Source organism: Ruegeria sp. CH5 (genome assembly GCF_056537025.1).
In genome coordinates this window covers 125,966-150,884 of record NZ_JBQFQT010000003.1, presented here as the reverse complement: position 1 = coordinate 150,884, position 24,919 = coordinate 125,966, and the positions used below count along the sequence as shown (strand labels likewise).

Annotated in this window: 21 protein-coding genes and 1 tRNA gene; 7 read left to right on the top strand and 15 right to left on the bottom strand. The window is 55.8% G+C overall.

Translation table 11 applies throughout. From position 1 onward, the window contains the following. Positions 1–2: 2 nt before the first annotated feature. Both ACR0JC_RS11045 and ACR0JC_RS11040 read right to left on the bottom strand, forming a co-directional pair. A complete protein-coding gene (locus tag ACR0JC_RS11045; RefSeq protein WP_170342785.1) occupies positions 3–2,084 on the bottom strand; it encodes a DEAD/DEAH box helicase in 2,082 nt (693 codons plus the stop codon). A gap of 10 nt (positions 2,085–2,094) precedes the next feature. Beyond that, a complete protein-coding gene (locus ACR0JC_RS11040) occupies positions 2,095–2,949 on the bottom strand; it encodes a HamA C-terminal domain-containing protein (RefSeq protein ID WP_170342783.1) in 855 nt (284 codons plus the stop codon). Between the two features lie 709 nt (positions 2,950–3,658). On the opposite strand from ACR0JC_RS11040, the gene ACR0JC_RS11035 reads away from it, so the two are divergent. Beyond that, positions 3,659–4,210 (top strand): recombinase family protein, encoded by a 552-nt coding sequence (locus ACR0JC_RS11035; protein WP_170342780.1) that lies wholly within the window; start codon positions 3,659–3,661, stop codon positions 4,208–4,210. A gap of 226 nt (positions 4,211–4,436) precedes the next feature. On the opposite strand, the gene ACR0JC_RS11030 is transcribed toward ACR0JC_RS11035, so the two are convergent. After that, positions 4,437–5,807: a tyrosine-type recombinase/integrase gene (locus tag ACR0JC_RS11030; protein WP_170342778.1), complete on the bottom strand. Its 1,371-nt coding sequence runs from the start codon at positions 5,805–5,807 to the stop codon at positions 4,437–4,439. 113 nt (positions 5,808–5,920) lie between these two features. Continuing rightward, positions 5,921–5,997, bottom strand: a tRNA-Arg gene (locus ACR0JC_RS11025). A gap of 242 nt (positions 5,998–6,239) precedes the next feature. Here ACR0JC_RS11025 and ACR0JC_RS11020 point away from each other — a divergent pair. Together ACR0JC_RS11020 and ACR0JC_RS11015 are read left to right on the top strand one after the other, a co-directional pair. Next, complete coding sequence (locus ACR0JC_RS11020) at positions 6,240–6,401, top strand: ribbon-helix-helix protein, CopG family (protein ID WP_480763944.1); 162 nt, start codon at positions 6,240–6,242, stop codon at positions 6,399–6,401. A gap of 56 nt (positions 6,402–6,457) precedes the next feature. After that, on the top strand, positions 6,458–7,120 hold the full coding sequence (locus tag ACR0JC_RS11015; RefSeq protein ID WP_480763943.1) for a hypothetical protein: 663 nt from the start codon (positions 6,458–6,460) through the stop codon (positions 7,118–7,120). Here ACR0JC_RS11015 and ACR0JC_RS11010 read toward each other — a convergent pair. The 10 genes from ACR0JC_RS11010 to ACR0JC_RS10965 all read right to left on the bottom strand — a co-directional run bounded on the left by ACR0JC_RS11010 (position 7,109) and on the right by ACR0JC_RS10965 (position 18,656). Then, on the bottom strand, positions 7,109–8,059 hold the full coding sequence (locus tag ACR0JC_RS11010; protein WP_480763942.1) for a DNA-methyltransferase: 951 nt from the start codon (positions 8,057–8,059) through the stop codon (positions 7,109–7,111). The genes ACR0JC_RS11015 and ACR0JC_RS11010 overlap by 12 nt on opposite strands. 955 nt (positions 8,060–9,014) lie before the next feature. Then, positions 9,015–10,607, bottom strand: a complete 1,593-nt coding sequence (locus ACR0JC_RS11005) for a terminase TerL endonuclease subunit (protein ID WP_480763941.1) — start codon at positions 10,605–10,607, stop codon at positions 9,015–9,017. Between the two features lie 86 nt (positions 10,608–10,693). Next, positions 10,694–11,101 carry a hypothetical protein gene (locus tag ACR0JC_RS11000; RefSeq protein WP_480763940.1) on the bottom strand — a complete coding sequence of 136 codons (408 nt, stop codon included), beginning with the start codon at positions 11,099–11,101 and terminating at the stop codon, positions 10,694–10,696. A gap of 594 nt (positions 11,102–11,695) precedes the next feature. Continuing rightward, a complete protein-coding gene (locus tag ACR0JC_RS10995; protein ID WP_480763939.1) occupies positions 11,696–11,989 on the bottom strand; it encodes a hypothetical protein in 294 nt (97 codons plus the stop codon). Positions 11,990–12,244: 255 nt separating this feature from the next. After that, positions 12,245–15,406 (bottom strand): hypothetical protein, encoded by a 3,162-nt coding sequence (locus ACR0JC_RS10990; RefSeq protein ID WP_480763938.1) that lies wholly within the window; start codon positions 15,404–15,406, stop codon positions 12,245–12,247. A gap of 59 nt (positions 15,407–15,465) precedes the next feature. Beyond that, positions 15,466–15,975 carry a hypothetical protein gene (locus ACR0JC_RS10985; RefSeq protein ID WP_480763937.1) on the bottom strand — a complete coding sequence of 170 codons (510 nt, stop codon included), beginning with the start codon at positions 15,973–15,975 and terminating at the stop codon, positions 15,466–15,468. Continuing rightward, positions 15,972–16,571 (bottom strand): hypothetical protein, encoded by a 600-nt coding sequence (locus tag ACR0JC_RS10980; RefSeq protein WP_480763936.1) that lies wholly within the window; start codon positions 16,569–16,571, stop codon positions 15,972–15,974. Before ACR0JC_RS10980 ends, ACR0JC_RS10985 begins: the two co-directional genes overlap by 4 nt. A 130-nt stretch (positions 16,572–16,701) precedes the next feature. After that, positions 16,702–16,995, bottom strand: a complete 294-nt coding sequence (locus ACR0JC_RS10975) for a hypothetical protein (RefSeq protein WP_480763935.1) — start codon at positions 16,993–16,995, stop codon at positions 16,702–16,704. Positions 16,996–17,068: 73 nt separating this feature from the next. After that, a complete protein-coding gene (locus tag ACR0JC_RS10970; RefSeq protein ID WP_480763934.1) occupies positions 17,069–17,512 on the bottom strand; it encodes a hypothetical protein in 444 nt (147 codons plus the stop codon). Continuing rightward, positions 17,505–18,656, bottom strand: coding sequence for a tyrosine-type recombinase/integrase (locus ACR0JC_RS10965; protein ID WP_480763933.1), 1,152 nt, complete (start codon positions 18,654–18,656; stop codon positions 17,505–17,507). The genes ACR0JC_RS10970 and ACR0JC_RS10965 overlap by 8 nt, the downstream gene beginning before the upstream one ends. 311 nt (positions 18,657–18,967) lie before the next feature. Between ACR0JC_RS10965 and ACR0JC_RS10960 the strand changes: the two genes are divergently transcribed. Further along, complete coding sequence (locus ACR0JC_RS10960; protein ID WP_170342776.1) at positions 18,968–19,993, top strand: LacI family DNA-binding transcriptional regulator; 1,026 nt, start codon at positions 18,968–18,970, stop codon at positions 19,991–19,993. Continuing rightward, a complete protein-coding gene (locus ACR0JC_RS10955; protein ID WP_170342775.1) occupies positions 19,968–21,212 on the top strand; it encodes a winged helix-turn-helix domain-containing protein in 1,245 nt (414 codons plus the stop codon). Before ACR0JC_RS10960 ends, ACR0JC_RS10955 begins: the two co-directional genes overlap by 26 nt. 25 nt (positions 21,213–21,237) lie before the next feature. On the opposite strand, the gene ACR0JC_RS10950 is transcribed toward ACR0JC_RS10955, so the two are convergent. Further along, positions 21,238–21,936 carry a fumarylacetoacetate hydrolase family protein gene (locus tag ACR0JC_RS10950; protein WP_170342772.1) on the bottom strand — a complete coding sequence of 233 codons (699 nt, stop codon included), beginning with the start codon at positions 21,934–21,936 and terminating at the stop codon, positions 21,238–21,240. A 776-nt stretch (positions 21,937–22,712) separates the two neighbouring features. Between ACR0JC_RS10950 and ACR0JC_RS10945 the strand changes: the two genes are divergently transcribed. Continuing rightward, positions 22,713–24,146, top strand: a complete 1,434-nt coding sequence (locus tag ACR0JC_RS10945) for a pyridoxal phosphate-dependent decarboxylase family protein (RefSeq protein ID WP_170342770.1) — start codon at positions 22,713–22,715, stop codon at positions 24,144–24,146. Continuing rightward, positions 24,146–24,913: an HpcH/HpaI aldolase family protein gene (locus ACR0JC_RS10940; RefSeq protein WP_170342768.1), complete on the top strand. Its 768-nt coding sequence runs from the start codon at positions 24,146–24,148 to the stop codon at positions 24,911–24,913. The genes ACR0JC_RS10945 and ACR0JC_RS10940 overlap by 1 nt, the downstream gene beginning before the upstream one ends. Positions 24,914–24,919: the final 6 nt, after the last annotated feature.

Here is a 24,919-nt window from a genome sequence, read left to right as displayed (position 1 = left end):
ATTCACAGTGCTTGCTTTAACCACTCACGCTCAAAATCCGACAGCGCAGTTTTTGGGTTGTGAATTGCTTCATAAAGCCGGTTTCTCAAGGTCGTCTTGGAGTCACCGTCAACGTAGAAAGCCTGCGAAATCTGGATTGGCACTCCTTCCTCATCCAATTCCTTGAGAATTTCCGGCTGAAACCAACTTCCGATACTGCCCAGGAAGAGGCTGTAGTCAGCTTGCGGAGCGAGTTGGCGTACAAAAAGCTCTACAAGGGCAAAGTTTTGCGGCAACCCGTACTCGCAAGCCCGGAGAAACTTGAAAATGTTATCTCGATTCTCCGGTTGCCCCTTGTAGCTTTCATCTTGGCTCAGCAAGAAACTTTTTAGGTTGGTTGCCCTCCTAAGCCGATGGATAAGTGTAGCCAGTTGTCTGGTATTGAACGCCCCAAAAGAGCTGACCTTTTGTTGAGAACAGAATACATCGCAGACTTCGAGAATCTCAGGCCATCTTGGCCAGTTTGACCAAATCAATCTGTCGCTTCTTTCAAGGGAGACGATTGCTTTCTCTTTTATGGCTATTGATGTTTCCAAGCCAATTGAAGAGGCCAATTTCAGTTCGTCACCCTCAAGACCCAATCGATCCCGGTAGTAACGAAAACGATCATCTGACCGTTTTGATCTATCCGGTTTGTCGATATGGACGATGTACTCGTCGGGCAATTCGTCATCCTCTGAAAACAGTGTTGGGCGGACTTCCAGTTCAGTGTGCTCGGGGATATCGTTGAAGACCATTACTTGGCCTACGTGATGTTGTCCGAGCCGGCCAGCGCGGCCTTTGATGTTTGAAAAGGTAAAGAAGTCATACGAGTCCCGGTTTATCTTTTTGTCATAGATCATGACAGTTTTTGCCGCAGTGTTGACGCCTTCGATGAGCGTTGAAGTACACAGCAGCACCGGAAGACTCCCTTGATTGAAAAGGCGAACCATTTGCGCGGCAATCGCTCGTGGAATGCGGCCATGGTGGACACCAAACCCATAGTAGACTGCCAAAGACAGAAAGTTGTTTCTGCCAATATTGTTTTTTAACCAAGCGGCGAAGTCGCTGGTGTCTTCGGCTACTGCCATCTTCTTAGATAGCTCGATAGCAAGCTTGTTGGCCCGGCCTGGTGAAGAAATGAAGACAAGCGCAGGCCAATTCCTATCCTCGCCAATTTCTTCAATCAGACGTTCGCGCTTGTCCGGTACCTTTTGGAGGTCAAGGGTCTCAACTGCGACGGTGGAGAATCTCGTTCTCAAAAACTCAAAATTCCACCGGGAATCTGGTGCAACAGATATCTTGTCGATATTTGGGCCAAGAAAGAAGAACTGCTTGGATTGCTTGAGCAAACGGTAGACCGCAGCATTGAGTGTGATGCTTCGCTCGTCACGCCTATCCGGATCGAGCTTGTAAAACTCGTCAACAACTGTGAGGTCCAAATCCCCCAAATCTTCGCGAAATATCAATCGTTCTTGGGTGCCTAAGAAAATTGTCGGTTCATCCGTCGATGTTTCACTCTGATGCATCACCAGCTTGAATTTTTTCGAAAACCGGTCCCGAATGCGCCTTCTGAATTCATCGAGTAGCGCAATTGTTGGAAGTACAACCGCCACACGGCGATAACGTTCTGTCGAGAGTAGAGCGTCGATCAGCAGACTCTTCCCAAAACTGGTTGGTGCGCTAAGGATAAGATTTCGGCCCTCAAGGAGCGCATCTAGAGCTTTGATCTGTTCACGATGAAACGTTACTCCGTCCAATTCAGGAGCAGTTACAGCCTCAGCGACAAGCGCGTCCGCCTTGTCTGCAAATTCAGTTTCGATATAGTTCCAAAGGCCCGTTGACCGGGCCAAGGAGCTCACTAGCGGCCGATAGCCTAGAAGTTCGTCGTGGTGCCTGTCCAAAAGATCGGCAAGTCTGGGAACAACCTCAAGCAAGCTTGGGTCATCGGCCTCCGTTGACTGAATGGCGAACGATGCTTTTTGCAGCACTCGGAAGGTTTCGCGCTTCAAATCGGACCCAGTTAGCGCATTCAGATCATTCCAGTTAATATCCAGGACGGGCATTTCTTACACCTTATCCAATTTGAAGCCCTTTAAGGCGGTCATCGAAGGCCTTGTTGAGCGCATCTTTGTCGCCCAACGGAACGTAAATGAGTTTGAGTTTTATTCTTTCAGTCAGCCCTGACGCCTTCAATTTCTCCCACAAGGCGTTCATCTCGTCGGTCACCTCGACGCTATAGACATCGTTGGCCGATACGTGGTTCGAAGTTGCATCGCTGTTTGCAGCGATCAGAACAGGGAAAATTGCTCGTGCAATTAGTTCGTCTAGAGAAGCTTCTGCAGACAGGAGTTTTTTTATCTCTGCGCTGTGCGGAATGTCATTGGATACCTGCGGTCCAAGCAGCAGCTTTTCGTTCTTTAGGAATCCCGCAGTTATGTGTCCCTTGATGGATGCGATTGCATCCTTGATCGCATCGTTTCGATCTTTAAAGAACTTGGCTTCCCCCAACCACAGCTCTATTCCGTTGCCGTCGAGATACCGCACATGCACCAAGTCAAAAGCCTTTACCGGATCATTTGACGCGGTGAGGTAGTTAACTCTAGCCGCGACTGGTATCGTATTAAAATAAGTTCGGCAAATTGCATGTGCAGCGATTTCCCCTACCTCGCCACGGCGATCATACTTTTTACTGGTGTAAATTCTGGAAGCGGCCTGTTTGAGGCGAACAAAAGTGTTGGTATGGTTCGTGTCACGGAGTTCGTCAGACTTTAGGGCGTAGTCGATAATCCATTCTATCAGATTGTCAGCCAGTCCAGAGCACCGCCACTCCGATAATTCGAAGCCTGCGCAAAAGCTTTCCAAATATTCACTCGCTTCTGTAAGTCGAGTTAGAATGCAGTTGGGGGCAATATTGTAAGGATTAGTCATTTAACGCGCTGCTCTTGGTCTTCAAACCAAATTCTGCCCTAAATCCTTCGACTCGGCAACACGCAAAGGTTGTGCACTTGGTCGTACCGCACTCCGCGCTCATGAAACTGACGGTTCGGATCGGGCCGCTCAAAAGCACGGAATAGGCCCCAGTCTCGCTATGCCCGCCCATTGCTTTCGTGCTTCAATACGAAAACGGAAATCTCGCTAATGTTGCAGTGCAGAATTCAAATAGAACTTGGATATCGTTCTCGGATCGATTCTGCAGGTTTGTCACATTGGACCGTGTTGAATTACTGAGTGTGTATGTCAGGTTTGCACAAACCCCAAACACCGCTGAGCCTATTGATCAAATGCCGTTTACAGGACATAGAGGCAGCTAAGCTTGGTCGGAGTGGTGTCCAGATAGAGCTGTCGCAATTTGGCGCGCGCGCAAGGCACCCAATCAATCCAACAATAGTAGCAACCTAATAAACCCCCTGTTTTTTGAAGTCGATTTTCTGAACCCCGGCCCCCTCTGAAACCCAAAATACCCTGCCACATCCAATACGCCCAGCGCCCAAAGACTTCTGAACCCTGCCAATAGACCTTGCCCATGTGTCAGCCTCAGAGCGTGGCGCAAATGTCTGTCTATGAAGTCGGTTTCGGCTTTTGGCAGACACCCTGCCGCAACTTCTTAAACATCATTGGCAGACAAGAGGATCGTCACATGCTGATCGGATATGCACGTACATCTACGCTGGAACAGAAAGCATCGCTGGAGGCTCAGAGAGAGTCACTGAGAGCAGTTGGTTGTGAGCGAGTCTATGAGGAGCAGGTAAGCTCAGTGGCCCCCAGAGAGGCGCTCAGGGCCGCTATGGTGTTCTGCAGGGAAGGGGATACCCTCGTCGTCACAAAGCTGGATCGCCTAGCCCGATCCGTAAAGCATCTGGGAGAAATCGTTGAAGACCTGGAGAGCAGAAGGGTTGACCTTCGTGTTCTGAATCTTGGCCTAGATACCTCCAACGCCACCGGAAAGCTGATGCTGAACGTTCTGGGTTCTGTGGCTCAGTTCGAACGGGAAATGATGCTGGAGCGGCAGAGGGAAGGCATCGCCAAGGCCAAGGCGCTAGGCAAGTACAAGGGCAGGAAACCCACAGCAAAGGCTAAGGCTCGAGAGGTAAAGCGGTTACTGGCTGAGGGCAAAGGCAAACGCGAAATCTCCCGGTGCTTGGGAATTTCAGAACGGTCTGTCTATCGGATCGTGGCTGGGGTGGGCTGAGACTTAATATCGCCCCCCAATAGATGGAAACCGAAGAATCCGCTTAAGTGCTCCAGCTAACGAACTTGCGCTGCTTGGAGTCAATGCAACCTCTTCTTTCCGCCTTCAGCACTGACTGCCATTTACTCTAAAGCACCGAAAAGACTGAGCAGGCGACCTAGTCAGAGTTTCTTTGGCTTCGGTTGCCTGCTCTTATTGGATTCAGTCCTCACATGGGATCAATGGGCTAGACTTCGGACAAGAGGTGGCACTTTTTCCCCCACACAGCTTCTGCTTTCAGCATCTGCCCCAGGTACCCGTTGAGAACAGACAGATCATGCCCCAGTCCATAGCCTTCGCCCACACCATCGCGCTTCCAACCTCCAATTCGGTCAATTACGTCGGGTGGGCAATTGGTGTTTCTAAGGCGGTCACGAAGGGAATGCCTGAGGCTGTGAAGGGACTGTTTGTGCTCTCTTAAGCCTTGTTCTTTCAGCCATTTATTCAAAGTGGCCGATACCGAATTCTTGTTGAAATCTCCATTCTTGATTAGCCCGGGAAACAGGCAATCGCTTTCGGTGGCATTTACCGCCCTTCGGACCGCCCAAAGTGACACGCCGACAAGTGGAATCGTACGCAAAGAGGCTTTCGTTTTTAGGCTTCTGATCTGATTTGGGGATATCTTGATGTGTGAGATCGGTGCTTCAAGACAAACATCTTTGCGCAACAGCCCAACGACTTCGGACATTCGCGCTCCTGTGTCACTGAGCGTCGCAATCACCCACCGACGCTCGTCGTCCACTTCAATGCAACGCTGCTGAATCGCCCAAACCTGCTCCAAGGAAAAAGGTAGTCTGCTTGGCTCCCATTCAGTATCTTGCGAAGGAATAATCAAGCCTGAGAGCGGGTTTTCCATTCGGACATTCAGCTCTCGGATCGCAGTATTGAAGATTGGCCTGATTTGATTGAGATATCGCTTCACCGTCGCTGGCTTGACGGTCTTGAGCAGCTCCCGAACAAAATCATTTCCGTGCTGCCTATGGTAGCGGTTGATCGGCAAGTCGCCATTAATCTCAACAAACCTTTCTACCGAACGGTCAAATTGGCTGTCCGCAGCTCGTTTCGGGTGAAAGTACAGATGCTGGTCTTTGACCTCCGAGAAGTATGGAGCAATCAAGGTATCGACTTTTTCGGGGGCAGCGTAAAACAGTTCAGCAGCTGTTCTTAGGTCGGCGGGCAGTCTTTCCTTGACGAATCCAGGAGCATAGCCGTCCTCGTCGCGAGATTCGTGAATAAGTGTATTCACAAAGGCGTCTGGCTCTAGGCCATTTGCCTCATAAACAGCGCCTTGCCCCGGCTCTAAACCGTATTTTCTAAGGATGGCTCTGCCTTGCTCAAGAAGTGCGAGATCGCCTCCTTCATTGGAACGCAATAGCCTCCACTCGCGGTCCAATTGGGCTGTAACCTGTTGAGATTTTTTTGCCGCCTCAGCCGGGTCCTTGGTACCCAACGAAACAAAATAGTAGCGGCTGCCGTTGTAGTGGTGCTGCAACTCTTCTGGAATTCTGCGTCGGTAGTTCGCTCTACCTCCACGCCACTCCACGTGTTTGATTTTCATCGTTATTGGGCCGTATCTGTACCAATTCTTCGACATGTGTCACCTAATGTGTCACCAGTCGGAGCGCAAGATTCCGTTAAAGCTTTGATATTTTTTGTGCTTTTCACGATTTCTGGCGACCCCGGCAGGATTCGAACCTGCAACCTGCCCCTTAGGAGGGGGCTGCTCTATCCAGTTGAGCCACGGGGTCATCCTTGAAAAACAACGGGTTATACGAACTCTCGCTGCTCACGATTAGTATCCTATTAGGAAAGCATCGGTAACAGCGTTTTAGCTGAGCACATCTAGCATTCCAACCGTGATTTTGTGTGAAGATCATGCAGCTTGCCTCAACCACGCACGCTCACATACTTGAATAGAAACCTTTTTTGTTGAGCAAGTCTAGATCGGTGTTAAGGTTTGGCTCATGCAATTGGTTCGTGGGTATCCGAAGTGAAAGAAACAAAGAAAACAAAGGTCGTGTCAATCCGACTGACACCAGAACTAATCGAAGAGTTCAAGCGAGAAGCTCTGCAGCGCGATATGAATTTGAATGCGTTGTTTAAGGAGATGTTTGAAGAGTACCGGTTTCAAAAGAGAAAAAGACCCAAGTAGCTCCCGCAAAATCCGACAGTCTGGACAATAAGGTTTCTTTCACTGATACCTTCACCATGACTGAAGACTACAATCGCCCCGAACTCGAGCTGGATGCCTGTAATCCATTACCTGTCCGAATCGAAGACTTTAACCCTAATGCATCTATTCCATATGGGCTTACCATAAATCACTTGTGTGATGCGATGAATGAATTCATTGATTTCATTGGATTTATTAATCAACAGCTTAATGGAAGAAGTATTCCGCGGTTGGAAACTATGCTTATGCCCGCGAACTTTTCTTCAATCGTAGGAGAGTTCATGACATCGACCATCCCAAAGCACTGCCCGTCAATAGCCAAAAACGGATACCACAACGGGCACCCAGACATGGTTCCAAAGGGAATGTTTCCCAACGATACGGTCCAACACGCGAATGACGGGATTGAGGTCAAAGGCTCGAGATATCTCCGAGGTTGGCAAGGCCACAACGCTGAGGACGCATGGCTAATGGTGTTTTGTTTTGAATCCGGTCGGCCAAGTGATGACGCAAAAGGTGTTCTACCGATGCCTTTTAGATATCTCGCTGTATTCGGCGCCCAGCTTCAAAAATCCGACTGGAATTTTTCCGGGCGCTCCGGAAATAGCAGGCGAACCATTACGGCAGGAGTCAACAAGAGCGGCTACAACAAGATGGTAGGCAACTGGATTTATAAGTCACCATCACTAGGTTTGTAGTTCAACTTGGCTACCAAATTTTGAATTTAGCTGGTGTTTGAGGTTACTGTGCTGGTGCAATTTCGGCACTGCTTCGACCGCCAGTTTAAAATAGTCGTCATATCTCTCGACCCCGACACATTTATATCCAACCACTTCAGCCGCAGCTACGGTCGACCCAGCGCCCATGAAGGGATCAACCACAACTCCCTCGCCGGTTGGAAGTGAAGCCCAGACAAGTTGACGCATCAAAGATTGGGGTTTCAAGCTGGGGTGTTCTGCTATGTTGCGTTCACTTCTTGGCGTCCTCTCACTATGTATTACGTCCACAAACGGCTTCCCGTCCGGGTTGCGGCGTAAACCGCCGGTTCCGTATTCCTTCAAGCACTGTCGAACTGTCATTTTCTTGGGCATCGGTTTGCGAAACAAACCCCAAGGCTCATAACCACCGCGCGGTAATGAGCAAACGTTGGGAAAGTCCTTTTCGCCCAACTTAGGTCGATCACCGCCACGCAATGTTTGTACTAACCGTATTATTTCCGTTCGAAATTCAAGACCACCCTCAATGAGGCTAGAAAATACGAGTTGAGACATGAACGAATTGCTTGCGATTATGACGTGCGCGCCCGGTTTCAGTTTGGGCAATAGCAACCGCGCCCATTCACGAAAAAACTCTTGTAATTTGTCTCGCTCTTTGGGCTCAAGCGCTGTGAAGCGGGGCACAGGTGCTCTCACGTTTCCGTCAAACGAGGGCGGGATTCTCCAAATCCCTGTGCCACCGTTGTGCATGCGCTCAATCTGAGACACTTCGTATTCTTTCACGCCATAAGGTGGATCAGTTACAACTGCGTCGATAGACGCATCAGGGATTCTCTGTAGCCAGTCAAAGCAATCAGCATGAATCATGACAGACCGACCAAAAACACTTTTCCGGTAGTCTTGTGTAAATGCTGAGTACATCAGTTGTCGCCCTCGATGATCTTGTTACAAATTTGGCCCCAGAACACATACTATATGCTGTTGTTACGGGAAAGCTACCACACAAGATTTCCTTAGCGCCCATCCGTTGAATGGTACGCAAGAATCTAGTCTCTCGAGAAATGCTGGATGGATCCTCTAAGCCGTTTTCGGCTGCCTGGATGGTTTGATCCCAGTTTCGTAGGCATTGGCACCTCAGTCGCCGCTCCAAGATTGAACAATCACCATCGGCTCACTGTCATTTGGCATGGGGAAACTGGCGTTAAACGCTGTGTCAGGCTTCAATACGAAGTCGCGCCAAACGCTCCGTGGATCAGTGTGCCGGGATGCCGAGGGACGGGCAGTGTTATCTTCAGCAGTCATCTTCATTCTTTGCTCCTGTAAATTTCGCGGGATGGGGCAGCGACCCTCAGAAGTAAAGTCTGCGCCGGAGGCCGGGCCAGGTAAAGCCTTTTTACGTTGGCTTTTCTTTTGATTCCAAGAGCTTAAACCAATGCTCCTGCATCCAGTCTAGGAGCTTCCCGTTTTGCTCTAGGACGGTTTTCGAGGAGTGGCATGGGCCGCACAGCGTCAGAAAGGGGCCAGTCAGGAACCTACCCTGCCATGTAGGGGCTGCTGAGATGCCAAGGCAGAACGCGGCCTCGGCTGCTATGGCATCGTCATGGCCCAACAGGTGGTCTACATGCGTAACGCGATTCACGCCGCAGATCAGGCAGGTCTTCGAACTCCGGCTCATGATCTTGTACCGAAGATCACGCCACTCCTTCGTCTGATACATCGGATCACGAATGGCCCGGTTCACATCCGAAATCACCGATGGCGGGCGAGTAGAAATACGCGCACCCATTGGGTCCAACCGAGACCGCATGTTGCTCAGTCTACCCTTCGGCATCCTCGTCGTCCTGCTTTCTCTCATGCTGAGGTGGGCGTCTGCGCGTCATCCGATCATCGCTCCAAGGTCGAAGTGCTCAGGGCGGCGCATCACCAAAGCACCAGCGGCGTCAATCAGCGCAGCCACCGGGTCAATCTTGCCAGCGGCCTCCTCCCTCTCAAGTTTCACCGAAGCCCCAGCCGGGAGCACCACGGCGTTGCTCATGGCCCATGCCAAGGCCGGACCATTGTCCGCAATCAGCTTTCCTTCTAACACCTGCCGTTCAAGCCGGGTGATCGGGTCATTCAGAGCTTGTACCGACTGCCGCACACCCATCACTTCGGGACGGTCACCATCTATCGTAAAACCAGCCCTCTCGGCGGCGTCTACGAGCGCAGAGGAGCCGTAGGGGTCAACGCCCACCCCATGTAGCTTTCCGGAGCTTTTCACTACCTCCAGAAGCTCCAGAATTTGCCGAATGTCTTCGCCCGGCGCGACCAACTTCAAGTCACCATGCGCCAGGAACTTGTCCAAGTTGGTGCGCTCGCGTTTGTACAGGTCATAGGCCGATTGAAAACACCAAGATTGCTGCCAACACCTCCACTGTCCGTCAGGCATCACGCCGATCACCCCGAGGGACGACCAGTCGCTTGCGCCGCCGAGGTCAATGCCGACCGCGACATGCTCAGCCGCCTCAAGGATGGCCTGTAACGGGAGTGGCCGACTGGCGATCTTTTCCCACTGTTCGTTCACGGCCCAACCCCGCGCCCGAAGATGGGCTGTGGGCTGCACATTGAAGAACTGCGACCGGGCGATCTGTACTGCGGCGGGACCCGCCTCCAACGCCTCACGCACAGCACCCCGATAGAATTGTAGATCGGCGATGTGCGGGAAGCTCGGTAGGAGCATCGGCCACACACTCTCATCCTTCATAGGGTCGGGACAACCGGGCCACGGTTCATAGAAGCAGGGCAGGAAGCTGTCGTCCACGATCTTTCCGTCCCTCACGTTCCGACCGTACTCAAGCAGGTTCAGGAACATGCCGCGCGGAATGGTGTCGCTCACTGTCGAGATGTACAGCAGCTTGGCGGTCGGGTCAGCGGCCAGCGCACCCCGAATTTGCGCGCGGAGACGGTCAGACGCAGCCGCCTCACCTGCGATCCAAAGTTCGTCCAGAAGCACAGAACCCCGGAGGCCTGCGATAGAACTGGCGTCCAGCGCCTTCACCGTCAGTTTGCTGCCGTTCCGGTAATCCTCAATTTCACGCGCGGCATCACGGATGTGAAAGACCTGCTTCAGTGTGTCGTCGGCGCGGATGGCACCCGAGATGATCTCAAAAGTCAGGCGCGACACTTGTATGGTCGGTGACAGAATGGTGAACGATGCCTGGGGACGCTTGTTCAGGATCATGGCCGCGAGAAACAGCAACGCACCCCCAGCAGACTTGGCGTTCTTCTTGCCAACGCAGATGAATGCCTCGCGTATGGTGTCACCGCCCCAGATGGCCATGCCGACAGAACGCAGCCACCCGGACGAAGCCAGATCACCAAAGGCGGGCTGGCCCGGTAGGTCAGGCACCCGCAACAGGTCCACGATCTTACCGAACTTCACCGCACGGGCAGATCGGATGGGTAGACGGTTCAGGGAGATGGGGATCAATCCACGCTGTAGGCGGGATGCCCAGTCGACACATGCTGTCGGTGGCAGTGTCTTCGGGTCTGGGGTCAACTCGCCTTCGGGATGGGTCATATCATGTCACGCCATGTTTCGGACTGTGCCCCGGCGATCTTTCCACCCTCTTGCTTTGCCGTTCTACCGGAACGAATTTGCGGCGTTGCCTTCAACTGACTCAAGCCAGATCGGGCCGAACTGGCCGCAGCATTCGCCAGCTTTGATTGCTTGCCGAACTCATCAAGGTCTTTGGCCTGTAGAGCCTCAAGCGCAAGCTGCTCATGCACTGCGGCGCGTCTTTGAGACCTCACAACGGTGGCGATCATGTTAGAATCAGCGGGCCATAGACCGGACTGCACGGAAACAATGTCAGCAAGCTGTTGAAACGCCTCGGCCCACTGCCCGGTCAAATCAGGTGGGCAAATTGTCGGCTCGTCGCTTGGCGATTCAATATCAGCGATGTTCACAACGTTTCGGGACATGGCAGCAAGTATAGCGCCATCTAAGCATCGGGAAAGTCTACAAAATTTGGGGCAGAAATACGCTACAAACGTCTTTTTTACGTTTAGCGGGGGGCGTGCTTTAGGCGACAAACAATCTAGCTTCGGGTATGCCCCGCCCTAGCGCGCTCGGGTAACTTAATACTGTTCAATGGCGGTTTTGAATGATCTCGCACCATCCAAGAGAGTTTCAACCAAATAAAAACCCCACAATGTATATTCGTAGAATACCAGCGCAATTACAGCCAAACACACATAGACAATGACCAAGCTCGCATCAGGCCCGATTAAATAATCGAGCTTTGTTAACACCGGACTGAGAACCCGGATGGCAAGAAAAGTCAAAGCAAAGACAACGAACACGAACAAACAACCAGTCCATACCATTTGCCATAGGCTGTTTGCTAATAGTCCAACCAATGCTCGTATTTCGGTCGTAAGCGGTATCAACATTTTTTGACCATACCCCAATCGAAGGCGATAGTACCGCGCCCGTCGAGAATTTCATTATTCTGAAACGCGGTCGCTGGATGCTTGGCTCCTAACCCGCGCTTACCACGCTAAAGTAGAAAATTCCTAACCAAACAATTCGTTAAACGCTTTTAAGAATGTTTCGCCTAAGTAAAACCCCCAAGGCGTTAAATAATAAAACACAGCCCCAATGCCAGAGGTTGTCCCAATGAACAGAATCGGTCCCCAGCCATAAAACTCTATCTCCCCGTAAATGAAAGTCTCGAGGATTTTGCGAAGGATCAACAGTAGAACAATAAGACCGACGAGTACAACGAGAGCAAATAAACCTCCGCTCCAAAGCATTTGCCAAAGATTATATGCCCAAATCCCTACTTCTGCCCGTATCTCAGCCGTCATTGGTAGCAACATCTAAACTCGTCCCCAATCTACCCGTTTGAAACCGTCGTTTCGACCCATCTGCTTAGAAACTACCATCTTCACAGCATTTCGCTGTCCCGAAATTAGGTTATTTTGATTTTCGGTCGCGGCAGCTAACCACTATAAGCACCCAAACCACCTTTTTTTTCAAGTTTTCAAGGAATTAGGGTGGTTTGGGTGGTATAAGTGGTCTTCGAGCTCGGCGCAAAATCGAAAAACCCTTTTTCTCGGAACTCAGCTTATTGCGTCCTCTCGGCTTTCTACCCGGTAGAAGTTGCCTCGGTTGGGCGTTTTACGGACACGCAGAACCAGATCAATGTCTTCAGCAACTTGTGTAAAAGCACCAACGATCTGTTCTAAGCGATGACCCATCGCCTTCGCCGAAGGCATAGAAGACAGGAACCTCGCACCTGTATCAACGGACCCGTCCAAGGCTTCCAGAAGTTCGCGTCCTTTGCCGCCCAACCTCAGGTCAACATCCGGCGTTCCGACAGTCCCGTTATTGGCGCGTCGGTCGCTCATCTCCCGCTGATCTTCTTCTAGCGCAGCAATCACCTCACGGGCAGAAAACTCGGCTTTGTTCTGCCAAGCATCACCTAGAATGGTCAGGGCGGTGGCTCGGGACAGTTCAGCCGGGTTCTGGGTTTCATTGTCCAAGAACAACTGTGCGAACCGAACCTCAGTTGCTTGCTTGTTGGCTTTCACCGCCATCTTAGACAACTCTTCCAATGGCGAACCGATCATGTGGTACCACATACGGAACCGGGTCTCGGTGTCATCGAGCAGATGCTTGCCTGTGTATTTGCCCAATCGCGGGTTCCAAAGCAGCAATGTGTACAGGCATTCAAGGATCTTCCCTCTTTTGCGGAACGAGAACCGGATCGGGTCTTTGTGGGTGAAGTCGCGGTTCTCGGGGTCGGCCCGGTCAGACCTCAGCGACATGACCAAGGCACGAGAAGCAAAGTCACCGGAAGGACGAATGTTGTTACCGTTCACGACAATCACCGTTCGTGGCTGTACGTATTTTACCGAACTCGCACCCAACACTCGGTCGGAGTATTCAGCACTGGTCAGCGCAGCATTCAATGCGTCGCTATCAATGTCTTGCCCGCGATGGGTGTTGTCGAATACCAGCAACGGAATGTCCGCGGAGATGTACGGCAGCATAGACTTCCGCATCTCCTCTTGGTCCGTAGACCATCGGGCCGCAGTCGCGTATTTCCCCAACACGCCAGCACTCACCATGTTGCCGAAGGTAGTCTTTCCTGCCCCCCTCTGGGCCGCACTCACAACGTAGGCAGGCCGCTCACCGGGCAACACCATGCGCTGTATCATGCTCAGCATCATAGACACCCCGACGATGAACCCGGTCCAATCGGTTTCTACATCGCACAGCCACACGTCCCGCAACCACATCAGCGCATCCAATGCCTCGTCGTTAGATGGTGTGTGTTGGGGCATAGAACGCAGCACGTCAGGCTCCAGGCGGTAGATCAGCCCGGTTTCGCGGTCCAATCCTTCGCCGTGCATCACCCGTCCGTCAGCCAGCAAGAATGGCAGGGTACAAACCCCCTTCGCAACCGGAAGCATAGACCTCTCGGGGTGTAGCTTCTTCAATCGGTTGGCGTGGGCATTGGGCAACCGCACATCTATAATGTCGTTGCGAGTGATCTTGTAGAACTCCACGTGCTGCTCAACAAGTGACAGTACATCGTTCATCTCCAGCGGAACCAATGTCGGAGCAGGCGGAGCGGGTTTCTCTTCCCCTTCACCATCACCAGTACCGAGTTGGTGTAGACCAGCCGGAACCCGGTTCTGTACCTCTACCAACTTGCCCTCTACATCCCGCATGGGTGGTTCTGGGCTGTCGTCTTCAGAAAGAACACTCTCAACCAGATTCAGCGTCGGGCCGAATGGTGCGTCCCATTCCGGTACAACGAACCGGGGCAATCCAGTGGCTCGTTCTTCGGCTCGGCGTTCAGCTTCCGCTCGTCGTTGCCGACTGCGCTCGTTGTTCACTGCCTGCGTCAGTACACGCGAACCGATGCTTGTTTGCGCAATGGCGTATTCGCGCAGAACAGCGAGATGGTCGTCCGACAGTTCAGCACTGATTACAGCCGCAGCAAAGTCCGCCAAGAACCGAATTTGTACATCCGTGTTCGCTACATCGTCCGCGCCATCCTCCACCGCTTTGTCAATCAAGTTGCGAATAGTGTCGGGTGTGTGGGCCAGCTTGTAGGTCGTCCCGAGGCCATGGGCCATCGAGTGTATGAAGATGCCGTGCTGCTCAACATACAGCTTCGCCTTGCCGCGCCCATAGTCAATTCCCTCCAGCGGGTCGGCAAGGGTCAGGCGGTCAAACGCATCAGGGTCAGCCAACACGTCAGCAACCGGAACGATACCAATGGTGCGGCGGTCAAAGTGTAGCTCGGCCTCAGCCGACAGCACTCCCCCCCTCTTGCGTTCCTGCATCCGCTTGGCTTCGGTTTCGGAACATCCATGCTTTGCGGCCAGCTTGCGCACCTGTACCCGATCATAGGTCGCGGCCACTCGGTCCGCTTCCTCCTTGGTCGCCAGCATCAGGGTATCAACCTTGTTGCGGTATTCCTTCCGTTCAGCAGGCGACAGGTCAGGCAACGCTTGGCGGGTATCAATCGGCACACCGTCATGGGCTTGCGGAGCGCGGTCCTCGGGGTTCTGGGCGACCGGATGTACACAAACCGGAGGGGCTTCAAACACGAGCCTCTCGGGACTGCCAACGGTTGCGTCTACCAAGGTGCGGGTCAGTTGTTGCCCGGCGCGAGAGATGAAGATCCACCCGAGATCAGCCATGATACAGCGATCAAAGAACGCACGGGTCGCACGGGGAATGTCGGTGGCGTCAATGACCCGCACATAGAGGTGAACCCCCTTGCTGCCAACGATTTCCTCGCCAGTGTCGGCGTTGTGTAGCTTGGCCGAAGTAGATGGGCGCAGCACATAGTCAGCATGTTCCAAGCCGGGAAATACATCCCGCAAAACAGCCACAGCGCCTTCTTTGTCTACGCGCCGCTGAATGTTCGGGGGAGCCTCACCCATGTCTAGGTCAATCAGCATCCAGCCTTCGGACTCAGGGAACGAAAAGTGTTCCAGCGACCGAGAGATGGCGTGGGCAGGAGCGACATCGCCACCCGCCGACATCGCATCGTTCGTTACAACGTCAACGGTTTCTGTTGCGTGGGTCTTGGCGAAGCAGCCCAACGAAATTGCTTCGTTCTCGCCGAGTGTGGTCAGCACTTCCGCAAAGGCCATGGCGTCGGGAACAGGAACCTTTCGGGCCTGCCCCTGTACCATCAGACATTGCGATGCGTCCTTCCTCAAGGTGCCGCCATCCAGCGACAGTTCTTTGGTCAGCATTCCTGCCGACTTGGTGAACACGGTAACATGTGCGGGGGATAGGAAGTTGTCTCGTGGGCTCATGCTGCCACCCAATGACCAATGTGAAAGGTGTCGCGGATCGGTTCACCCACGAATGTGATGACCCGGACAGAAGTCTCAGGGTCCAGCGCCTCTGGTGCTTCCTTCGTCAGCCACCAGAAAAGGAAGCTGTACACCCGAGCCAAGACGTCCTTGTGGGTCTCGTCGCTCACGTCAGTCAGGTCAGTCTTGTAGTGGTGCCCGCTCGTCACATAGGCCGACAGGTCACACAGCACCTCATACAGCGGTCGGTCGGGGTCAGTGCTTCCGACTTTCCACTCGGGTTCGGAGTACATGTCCAAGTATGTGCTCGGGTCATCAAACCTGTTCTCAGCCGGGTCGTGCGGCAGGTACGGCATGGTCACGGAAAACACGCAGCCATTCACAGCGGCAACCAAGACCGTGCTTCCGGGCGTCATGCCCCCCGCCTGTTTGGCGACTTCGATCTGGTCGAGAACTCTCTGGCCTTCGCGCCGCATCATGTCGTCTATCTGTTCTTGTTCACTCATTGTTTCGTCTCCTCTTCGAGTGGCACCACCATCAGCGGAAAGCTGGCGTGGTGTAGATCGCTCCCCGCTCGTAACGAGACGAGCGCGACAGCAATTTCTGGGTTTCGGTTGTCGGGGATCAGCAGGTCAGAACTGGCGAGGTCATGGGCCGCGACCGCCCAAAGGTCGGCGGTGCGTTCTCGGGCAACGTCCCACATCTCTTGTGTCACGCCATTGGGGTGGTTGTTCAGTACGTCGAGGTACACTCGACCCTCGTTCTCAAGTGCCTGGGTGCTGGTCATCCACGGTGGTTGCTTGCGGCGCAGTCGTTCACCACGCACCACGGCAGCATCGAGGTCTGTCGGTGCCGGGAACGGGATCGTCGCGCCGACCTGTTCGTTGGCAAAGATCGCAACACGGCAGTGCGGGCCACGATACGAGTGGCAGTCACGGGTCACGGCAGCAGCAGCCTGCCTCAGTGCCCGCTTGAACATCTGATGGCGGTTCGGCGACATGGTGCGGAGCAGCTTCTTCTTGGTGCTCAGCGCCAACCACTCGGCTTGGTCCGCAACACCGAGGTGCGAATACCTGCGTCGTTCGGGTTCAATAGTGGGCATAGGTGCCTCCGGGTCGGGACACCCCCAAATTTGGCCTAGTCGGGGAAACAGAGACGCGGTATTATGCTACCGTTCATATCAATATCGTCTCCTTAGTGCTCCCGCCTATGGCTCAGGTGGGGGCACTTTTCTATGCGGCGTCAGACTCAACCTCGGCTTCTTCCGCAAGTTCAGCCAGCCATGCCTGCGCATCCTTCACATGTACATAGATGCGACGACCGATCTTAAAGGTCTTGGGGCCGTTGCCCTCTTTCCGCAACTGCTGCATGGTCGAGACCGGAAGTCCGATCTGGCAGGCGAAGTCATCAATCGGGATAGCACCATAGTTTTGCGACACGAATGATTTGATGACTTCACCGTTTACACGGATGATGTCCTGTAGGACCTCCTCAACGGTCCACATGCGTTCTTTTTCTCGAGGCATTTCACAAGCTCCTGCGTGGGTATCACCCCTGCATAGCCCGTCCCGTTCAGTACCTAGTATACCAGAAGTACCGCTAAATTTTCCCCCTCATCAGAAGGAGTTGGCGGATGTAAGACGTCTTGTATTCCTTGCCAAGCTCGGCGCTTACCAAGGGTGCGATCTTCTCGGCGGCTTGGGCCTTGCTCATGGGCTTGGTTGTACGGGTAGAGTTCAGTTTGTCCTCTATTTGCCAGCACAGTGCAGCGACCTGCTCCTTGCTCATGGTAGAAGCGTTACGAATGGCCGCACCACGCGCACCATGCTTTCGGCGCACCTCAGCCTTCATCTCGTCCGTCGCGGTCGCAGCCAGACCTTGGGCGACAGCCTTCAGCGCAGATGGCGATAGATGCTTCAATAGAGCCACATCAGTCGCTAGAAACGTCGGATGGTCGGTCCAGAATTCCAGACCCCAATTCTCGGCCTCCCAATACTCCTCAGCGTCAGCGAAGATGTCTATGTCTGCCCAAGGATCAGTCATTGAACCACACCTCCAAGTCCTGCTTCACAAAGTTCGCATAGGTCGCCTCAATCATCTCCAGCGATGTGCCGCAGTTCTGGGCGATGGCCATGACCGGAACCGACCGAGATAGATGCCGAGTGATGTACGAATGCCGAGCAGCATAGAACGTCGTGCCTTCCGGCAGATCAGCCTTGGCAATGCTGCGGTCTATCGGCCCTCGGGAACGGTCATGGTGCCAGCGGTCTCCATTCTCGTCTACCAACAGCGCCCGGTCGGGGTCGTTCACCCCCTTCACCAACGACCGAAAGAACGCATCGGCCTTTGGCGACAAAACAATGGTCCGGCGTCCGGTCTTGCCGTCAACGGTCAGCCGACGCGGAGCAAGGTCTCCTACATTCGCAGCCACCAATTCACCGTACCGAGCGCCTGTGTAGAACGCCGCCAGCCACAGGTTACGCACCTCGGTCGATTCACAAGCGCCGTAGAGCCTGTTTTCCTCGGGTTCAGTCAGCACAACGACCCGTTTCCCGAAGGCATCGGCCTTGGCAAAATTCTTCACCTTGGCCCACGGCCGAGGAGCCTCTGGCAAGTGTCTGTCAGCCGCGAAGTTCAGCGCGGCCCGCAGGGTGTTCATGTCCCGGTTGGCAGTAGCTCTGCGAGCGCGCAGACGGTCCTCCGCATGGCCCTCAAGGAAGGAGTCACGGTAGCGTTCAATGTCGGCCACGGTCAGGTCTACAACCAGCTTGTCACCGAACCAGCGTTTGGTGCGCAGCACGTAGTTCATGGTGCTGTGTTCGGCCCGAGGTTTCATGCCACGCGCCAGCTTGTCAGCAAACCAGTCGTCCAGTGCGCGGGCCACGGTGATCGCGGCAGGGGCCGGAGCAAAGATGTTGCGAGCAGCTTCACAGGCTTGGTCAAAGCTCAGTACGTCAGCGCCGTTCGCAGGCTCAAGATCGTCCGCCACACCGGGGATGCGCTTCTGCTTCGACACCCCATCAGCGCCCAGCATTCGCACCGTCCACAAGCCCGGCAGCTTGGCTCCTTTTCTGTAGCCGACATGTAGCTTGTCCGTCAGCCGCCGGAAGTGGGCATTCGGCGACGGATTCAGCTTCGCGCGGGCAGCACGAGTGGTGATCGGTTTATCCTGTACGGTCCTAGCCATGGCTATTCCTAAGCATCCAGGCCCTCTCGGGGCTTAGGAATTACTTAGTATAATAACCGGGTGTATACTACCCCTAACCGCGCCTAACCATGGCTAACAGCCTAATTTACTTGTGTTTCTTGGGAAACGCGGCCTCCTTTCTAAGGCTCAGTAACCCCTTAGGAGGGGGCTGCTCTATCCAGTTGAGCCACGGGGCCGCGCGGCGCCTTCTGTAGCCGGGTTTTTTCGGCTTGTCATGACCTTTGCACAACAGTTGAACAGATTGCCCTGTTCGCGCTAGCATCGGGGAAACAACAATGCAGGTATCCCCGGTGACAACAGAAACGAAACGCCCGCTTACCCTCCGTGATGTCTCAGAAGCGTCCGGTGTGTCGGAAATGACGGTCAGCCGGGTCCTGCGCAATCGGGGCGATGTGTCGGACGCGACCCGCACCCGGGTTCTGGCCGCCGCGAAAGAGCTGGGATACGTGCCCAACAAGATCGCCGGGGCACTGGCTTCGAGCCGGGTGAACCTGGTGGCTGTGATCATCCCGTCGCTGTCGAACATGGTCTTCCCCGAGGTGCTGACCGGCATCAACCAGGTGCTTGAGGATACCGAGCTGCAGCCCGTGGTCGGCGTCACCGACTATCTGCCGGAAAAAGAGGAAAAGGTCCTGTACGAGATGCTCTCGTGGCGTCCGTCGGGCGTTATCATCGCCGGGCTGGAACACACCGAGGCCGCGCGGGCCATGCTGGATTCGGCGGGCATTCCGGTGGTCGAGATAATGGATACGGACGGCAAGCCTGTGGACGCGATGGTGGGCATTTCGCACCGCCGGGCCGGGCGCGAGATGGCGCAAGCAATCCTGAAGGCCGGGTATCAGCATATCGGCTTCATGGGCACCAAGATGCCGCTGGACCACCGCGCGCGCAAACGGTTCGAGGGCTTCACCGAAGTTTTAGGCAAGCACGGGATCGAGATCGAGGACCGAGAGTTCTATTCCGGCGGTTCGGCCCTGGCCAAGGGGCGCGAGATGACCAAAGCCATGCTAGAACGCTCCCCAGAGTTGGATTTCCTGTATTATTCCAACGACATGATCGGCGCGGGCGGGCTGCTGTACCTGCTTGAGCAGGGTATCGACGTGCCCGGACAGATCGGCCTTGCGGGATTCAACAACGTCGAACTGCTGCAGGGTCTGCCGCGCAAGCTGGCCACCATGGACGCCTGCCGGCTTGAAATCGGTCGCAAGGCGGCGGAAATCATCGCCGCCCAACTGGCCGACCCGAATACCGAGATCGAAACACGCATAACCTTGACCCCCAAGATCAGCTATGGCGACACGCTCAAGCGGCGCTGAACGGGGCAAGCTGCAACAACTCGACAACCGAACCGCCCGTGCGTTGTTCATGGATCGTCATGCGCTGGCGGAACAGCCCGCAGGTCCGGCCAAAGGGCCCGATCTGCTGCATCTGATCCACCGGCTGGGTTTCGTGCAGCTCGACAGCATCAACACCGTGGCGCGCGCCCATGACATGATCCTGTTCTCGCGCCGCCCGTCTTATCGGCCGAACGACCTAAAGCGCCTGTACGAGCGCGACCGCGGCCTGTTCGAACACTGGACCCACGACGCCGCCGTGATCCCGATGGCGTTCTACCCGCATTGGCACCTGCGCTTCCAGCGCGACGCCGAGATGCTGCGGACCCGCTGGCGCAACTGGCGGCGCGACGGGTTCGAACAGCAGTTCGAGCCCGTTCTGCGACACATTCGCGACCATGGCCCGGTGTGCTCGGCCGATCTGGGACAGGATGAGAAAAAGGGCTCGGGCGGCTGGTGGGATTGGCACCCCTCGAAAACGGCGTTGGAATACCTGTGGCGCTCGGGCGCGCTGACGGTGGTGGGGCGCCGAGGGTTTCAAAAACAATACGACCTGACCGAGCGTGTGATCGACACCCATCTCTGCCCCGGCATGATGGAGTGCGACCATCAGGCGACGGTGGACTGGCTGTGCCACGCGGCGCTCGACCGGCTGGGCTTTGCCACCTCGGGCGAACTGGCCGCGTTTTGGGACACGGTCACCGCTGCCGAGGCGAAAGAGTGGTGCAAACAGGCTCTGACACGGGGGGATTTGCAGGAAATCGAAGTGGAATGCGCTGATGGTCGAATGCGCCGCGTGTTTGCGCGACCCGGCTTGGCGGACCAGGCTGCCGACCCTGCCCCCGCGCCGGGGCGTATCCGTGTGCTCAGCCCGTTCGACCCCATGCTGCGCGACCGAAACCGCGCCCAGCGCCTGTTCGGCTTCCACTATCGGATCGAGGTCTTCGTGCCCGAGGCCAAGCGCACCTATGGCTATTACGTCTTTCCGCTTCTCGAGAAAGACCTCCTGATCGGGCGGATCGACATGAAGGCCCATCGCGACGAAGGCACCTTGCGGGTCCGCGCCCTTTGGCCCGAGCGTGGGGTCAGATGGTCGGACGCCCGAACCCGGCGGCTCGTGGCCGAGTTGGACCGGGTGCGCCGTTTTGCCGGGCTGGATCGGGTTACCTTTAACGCAGACTGGCTGCGCGCGCCTGTTTGAGCGGCCGACAATCCCTTTTTAGGGTCTATTCCGCCGGCCCGAGGGTCAGGCGGATGGGCTCCAACCCGTCGATGCCGCCGGTCAGCACGTCTCCGGCCTCGACCGGGCCGACGCCGGCGGGCGTTCCGGTCAGGATCAGGTCGCCGGGCCGCAGGTGATAGAACCGGGACAGGTGCATGACGATCTCGTCGATCTTCCAGATCAGTTCGGACAGGGTGGCGTCCTGCCGGACCTCACCGTTCACGCTCAGATGGATGCGGATGTCATCGGTCGGACCCCAATCGGCGGCGCGGGTCAGCGGCGCGAACACCGCGCCATTTTCCACATCCTTGCCCAGATCCCAGGGGCGCTGCTTGTTGCGCTCGCGGATCTGCAGGTCGCGCCGGGTCATGTCCAGCGCGCAGCAATATCCGAACACGGCATCCCAAGCCTGCTGCGACGTCGCCTGAAACACCGGGCGACCAATGGCCAGAGCCAGTTCCATTTCGTGATGATAATTCTCGGTGCCCGGCGGGTAAGGCACGGTTTGCCCGGTCAGAATGGCATTCTGCGGGGACTTGGTGAAATAGAACGGCGCCTCGCGGTCAACCTCGTTTCCCATCTCGGCCGCATGGGCGGCATAGTTCCGTCCCACGCAGAAGATGCGCCCCACCGGATAGGTGTTGGCCTCTCCAACTACTGGTATCTGCACCACATCCGGCAGGGAAAACAGAGATTTGGCCATATTGCATCCTTTCCTTCATATTGCCGCGCAGACTAAAGGAGACACTCCGCTGTTCAACCCGGCAAACACGCCGATTATTGCCGGCCCGCCTGTACGTTTCGGCGCGAAGTTGCCAAGGCCGCGGACCTGGGCGCAAACCAGTTTCATCCGCGCAGACTATCCGTCTTTATTCTAGGGAAACTTGGGACCGCCCTGTTTAATAAACCGCACAGGCCGCGCATCATGAACGGAAATATCGGGCAGATATTCGAAGGCAGCGCAACAGGCCCACTGGCCGCGTCACTTTATTGCGACTTGGTTTCGCGGTCAGGTGCGCTAGGTTTTCTTTCAGGCGGTCGGCGCGCCCAGCCAATCAAGCTTTGCTCATCAGCGTGCCACCGTCACGAATACCAAGGAAAAATTACGGTTTCGGAGAACCGCCGCTCTGGCCTCATCCCCCTGGGTGCTTGGGCTGCGCTGTCGGGGTGCAATTTGGGCACCTCACATTCTCCGATTCAGGGCCGGAGCCCTTCAACACAGGGATTCTTCGGCCCCGGGCCAGGCAAATAACTTCAGACACCGTCTGGCCACCCCGCCGGAGTCGACCCCTAGTTTCTCCGGCGGGGTTCTCCGATCCGCACAGCCGGTGCGATTTTCTTTATTAGAGCCTGAGTTTGGATCGAACGGCCGCCACGGTCCCACCTCACAGCGCCATCGTCGTCCGGAATTTGATTGACCTGCCCGCCTGCATCGCCATCACTTGCCCGCGAAAGATGCGAAGGCGGAAGGCAAGGCAGATGAGATGGGATGAATTCTCGGAATGGGGCAAACGCATTTCCGAGTGGACGCAGCATTATCACCAAACCGTCGGCCAGCACCCGGTGCGCGCCCGGACCGAGCCCGGCGAGGTGCTGAACGCGCTTCCCGCGAAGGCGCCGGAGCATGGCGAACCGATAGAAGGGATTTTTCAAGACTTCGAGCGGATCGTGATGCCGGGCATCACCCACTGGCAGCATCCGCGCTTCTTCGCCTATTTCAACTCGAACGCCTCGGCGCCGTCGGTGCTGGCCGAGTTTCTGGCCAGCGCGATCGCGCCGCAATGCATGCTGTGGCAGACCTCGCCCGCGGCGACCGAGATGGAAACCCGGATGATGGACTGGCTGCGGCAGGCGCTGGACCTGCCCGAAGGCTTTGCAGGGGTGATCCAGGATTCAGCCTCGTCGGCCACGCTGGCCGCCGTTCTGACCATGCGGGAAAAGGCGCTGAACTGGCAGGGCAACCGTCAGGGCCTGTTTGGGCAGACACCCTTGCGCGTCTATTGCTCGTCCGAGGTGCACACATCAATCGACCGCGCTATCTGGGTGGCCGGGATCGGGCAGGACAATCTGGTGCGCGTCCCGATCAAGGGTGACTGGCGCGGGATGGATCCCGCAGCGCTCGAGGCCGCGATCCAAGCCGATCTGGACGCCGGCCTTCACCCCGCGGGGGTGATCCTGTGCGTCGGCGGCACCGGGACCGGCGCGACCGATCCGGTGGATGAGTGTCTGAAAGTCGCGCAGAAATATGGGCTGTACACGCATGTGGATGCGGCCTGGGCCGGGTCGGCGATGATCTGCCCCGAATACCGCCACTATTGGCCGGGGATCGACCAGGCCGACAGCATCGTGTTCAACCCGCACAAATGGTTGGGGGTTCAGTTCGACTGCTGCGCGCATTTCCTGAAAAACCCCGACGATCTGGTGCAGACGTTGGCGATCAGCCCCGAATACCTCAAAACGCATGGCAAGGACGGGATCATCAACTACTCGGAATGGTCGGTGCCGCTGGGCCGCCGGTTCCGGGCGCTGAAACTGTGGTTCGTGATCCGCGCCTACGGGCTGGAAGGCTTGCGCGCGCGGCTGCGCAACCACGTCAACTGGTCCCACGACCTGCATGACCGGTTGGCGGCCGAGCCGGATTTCCGGATCGTCACCCCGCCCATGTGGTCCCTGTGGACCTTCCGATATGAGCCACCCGGCGCCGCGGATCTGGACGACCTGAACCTGCGGCTGGTCAACGCCATCAACGATGACGGGCGCATCTATCTGACCCAGACCCGAGTCGATGGCAACATCGTCATCCGCTTTCAGGCCGGCCAGTTCGAAACCACCGAGGAGGACGTCCGGGTGGCCTTTGACGTGATCACCGAAATCGCCCGCACTATGCCCATAACCCCGCAGGAGGACCGCTGATGCCCGCCCCCAAAAACCGCTTCAAACAGGCTCTGACAAAGGGCGAAATGCAGATCGGCTGCTGGATGAGCTTTGCCGAAGCCATCACCGCGGAAATCATGGGAACCGCCGGTTTCGACTGGCTGGTGATCGATGGCGAACATGCGCCGAATGACATCCGTTCGATCCGCGATCAGCTGATTGCGCTGGCCAACAGCCCTTCGCACGCGGTGGTGCGGCTGCCGGTCGGCGAGACCTGGATGATCAAGACCGTGCTGGACGCCGGCGCCCAGACCATTCTGGTACCGATGGTCGAAAGCGCGGATCAGGCACGCGAACTGGTTCGGGCCTGCCAGTACCCGCCCAGAGGTGTGCGGGGTGTTGGGGCCGCCGCAACACGGGCGACAATGTACGGCACGATCCCCGATTACGTGGCCACGGCCGACCCCGAGATCTGTTTGCTGGTTCAGGTGGAAAACCTTGCGGGCATGGCCGCGCTGGACGACATCCTTCAGGTCGAGGGCGTGGACGGCGTTTTCATCGGCCCGGCCGATCTGTCCACCGACATGGGTTACAAAGGCGACAGCACGGTGCCAGAGGTCCGCACCACCATCGCGGATGCTTTGAAACGGATCCGGGCAGCAGGCAAGGCGCCGGGTATTCTGGGCACCAATGATGAAGCGGTTCAAGCGTATCGGGACATGGGCGCGCAGTTCCTGGCGGTCGGTATCGACGTCATGCTGCTGGCTCAGGCCGCCCGCGGGCTGGCCGCGAAATGGCGTCCCTGAGAGCGG

What these genes read in the sequence shown, in the direction of transcription:
- ACR0JC_RS10990 (WP_480763938.1), bottom strand. Translation starts at nt 15,406, where the DNA reads ATGCTGACCAAAGAACTGTCGCTGGATGGCGGCACCTTGAGGAAGGAC.
- ACR0JC_RS10965 (WP_480763933.1), bottom strand. Translation starts at nt 18,656, where the DNA reads ATGGCTAGGACCGTACAGGATAAACCGATCACCACTCGTGCTGCCCGC.
- ACR0JC_RS10955 (WP_170342775.1), top strand. Translation starts at nt 19,968, where the DNA reads ATGGCGACACGCTCAAGCGGCGCTGAACGGGGCAAGCTGCAACAACTC.
- ACR0JC_RS11010 (WP_480763942.1), bottom strand. Translation starts at nt 8,059, where the DNA reads ATGTACTCAGCATTTACACAAGACTACCGGAAAAGTGTTTTTGGTCGG.
- ACR0JC_RS11045 (WP_170342785.1), bottom strand. Translation starts at nt 2,084, where the DNA reads ATGCCCGTCCTGGATATTAACTGGAATGATCTGAATGCGCTAACTGGG.
- ACR0JC_RS11040 (WP_170342783.1), bottom strand. Translation starts at nt 2,949, where the DNA reads ATGACTAATCCTTACAATATTGCCCCCAACTGCATTCTAACTCGACTT.
- ACR0JC_RS11030 (WP_170342778.1), bottom strand. Translation starts at nt 5,807, where the DNA reads ATGAAAATCAAACACGTGGAGTGGCGTGGAGGTAGAGCGAACTACCGA.
- ACR0JC_RS10975 (WP_480763935.1), bottom strand. Translation starts at nt 16,995, where the DNA reads ATGCCTCGAGAAAAAGAACGCATGTGGACCGTTGAGGAGGTCCTACAG.
- ACR0JC_RS11000 (WP_480763940.1), bottom strand. Translation starts at nt 11,101, where the DNA reads ATGTCCCGAAACGTTGTGAACATCGCTGATATTGAATCGCCAAGCGAC.
- ACR0JC_RS10970 (WP_480763934.1), bottom strand. Translation starts at nt 17,512, where the DNA reads ATGACTGATCCTTGGGCAGACATAGACATCTTCGCTGACGCTGAGGAG.
- ACR0JC_RS11015 (WP_480763943.1), top strand. Translation starts at nt 6,458, where the DNA reads ATGACTGAAGACTACAATCGCCCCGAACTCGAGCTGGATGCCTGTAAT.
- ACR0JC_RS10940 (WP_170342768.1), top strand. Translation starts at nt 24,146, where the DNA reads ATGCCCGCCCCCAAAAACCGCTTCAAACAGGCTCTGACAAAGGGCGAA.
- ACR0JC_RS10950 (WP_170342772.1), bottom strand. Translation starts at nt 21,936, where the DNA reads ATGGCCAAATCTCTGTTTTCCCTGCCGGATGTGGTGCAGATACCAGTA.
- ACR0JC_RS10985 (WP_480763937.1), bottom strand. Translation starts at nt 15,975, where the DNA reads ATGAGTGAACAAGAACAGATAGACGACATGATGCGGCGCGAAGGCCAG.
- ACR0JC_RS10945 (WP_170342770.1), top strand. Translation starts at nt 22,713, where the DNA reads ATGAGATGGGATGAATTCTCGGAATGGGGCAAACGCATTTCCGAGTGG.
- ACR0JC_RS10980 (WP_480763936.1), bottom strand. Translation starts at nt 16,571, where the DNA reads ATGCCCACTATTGAACCCGAACGACGCAGGTATTCGCACCTCGGTGTT.
- ACR0JC_RS11035 (WP_170342780.1), top strand. Translation starts at nt 3,659, where the DNA reads ATGCTGATCGGATATGCACGTACATCTACGCTGGAACAGAAAGCATCG.
- ACR0JC_RS10995 (WP_480763939.1), bottom strand. Translation starts at nt 11,989, where the DNA reads ATGACGGCTGAGATACGGGCAGAAGTAGGGATTTGGGCATATAATCTT.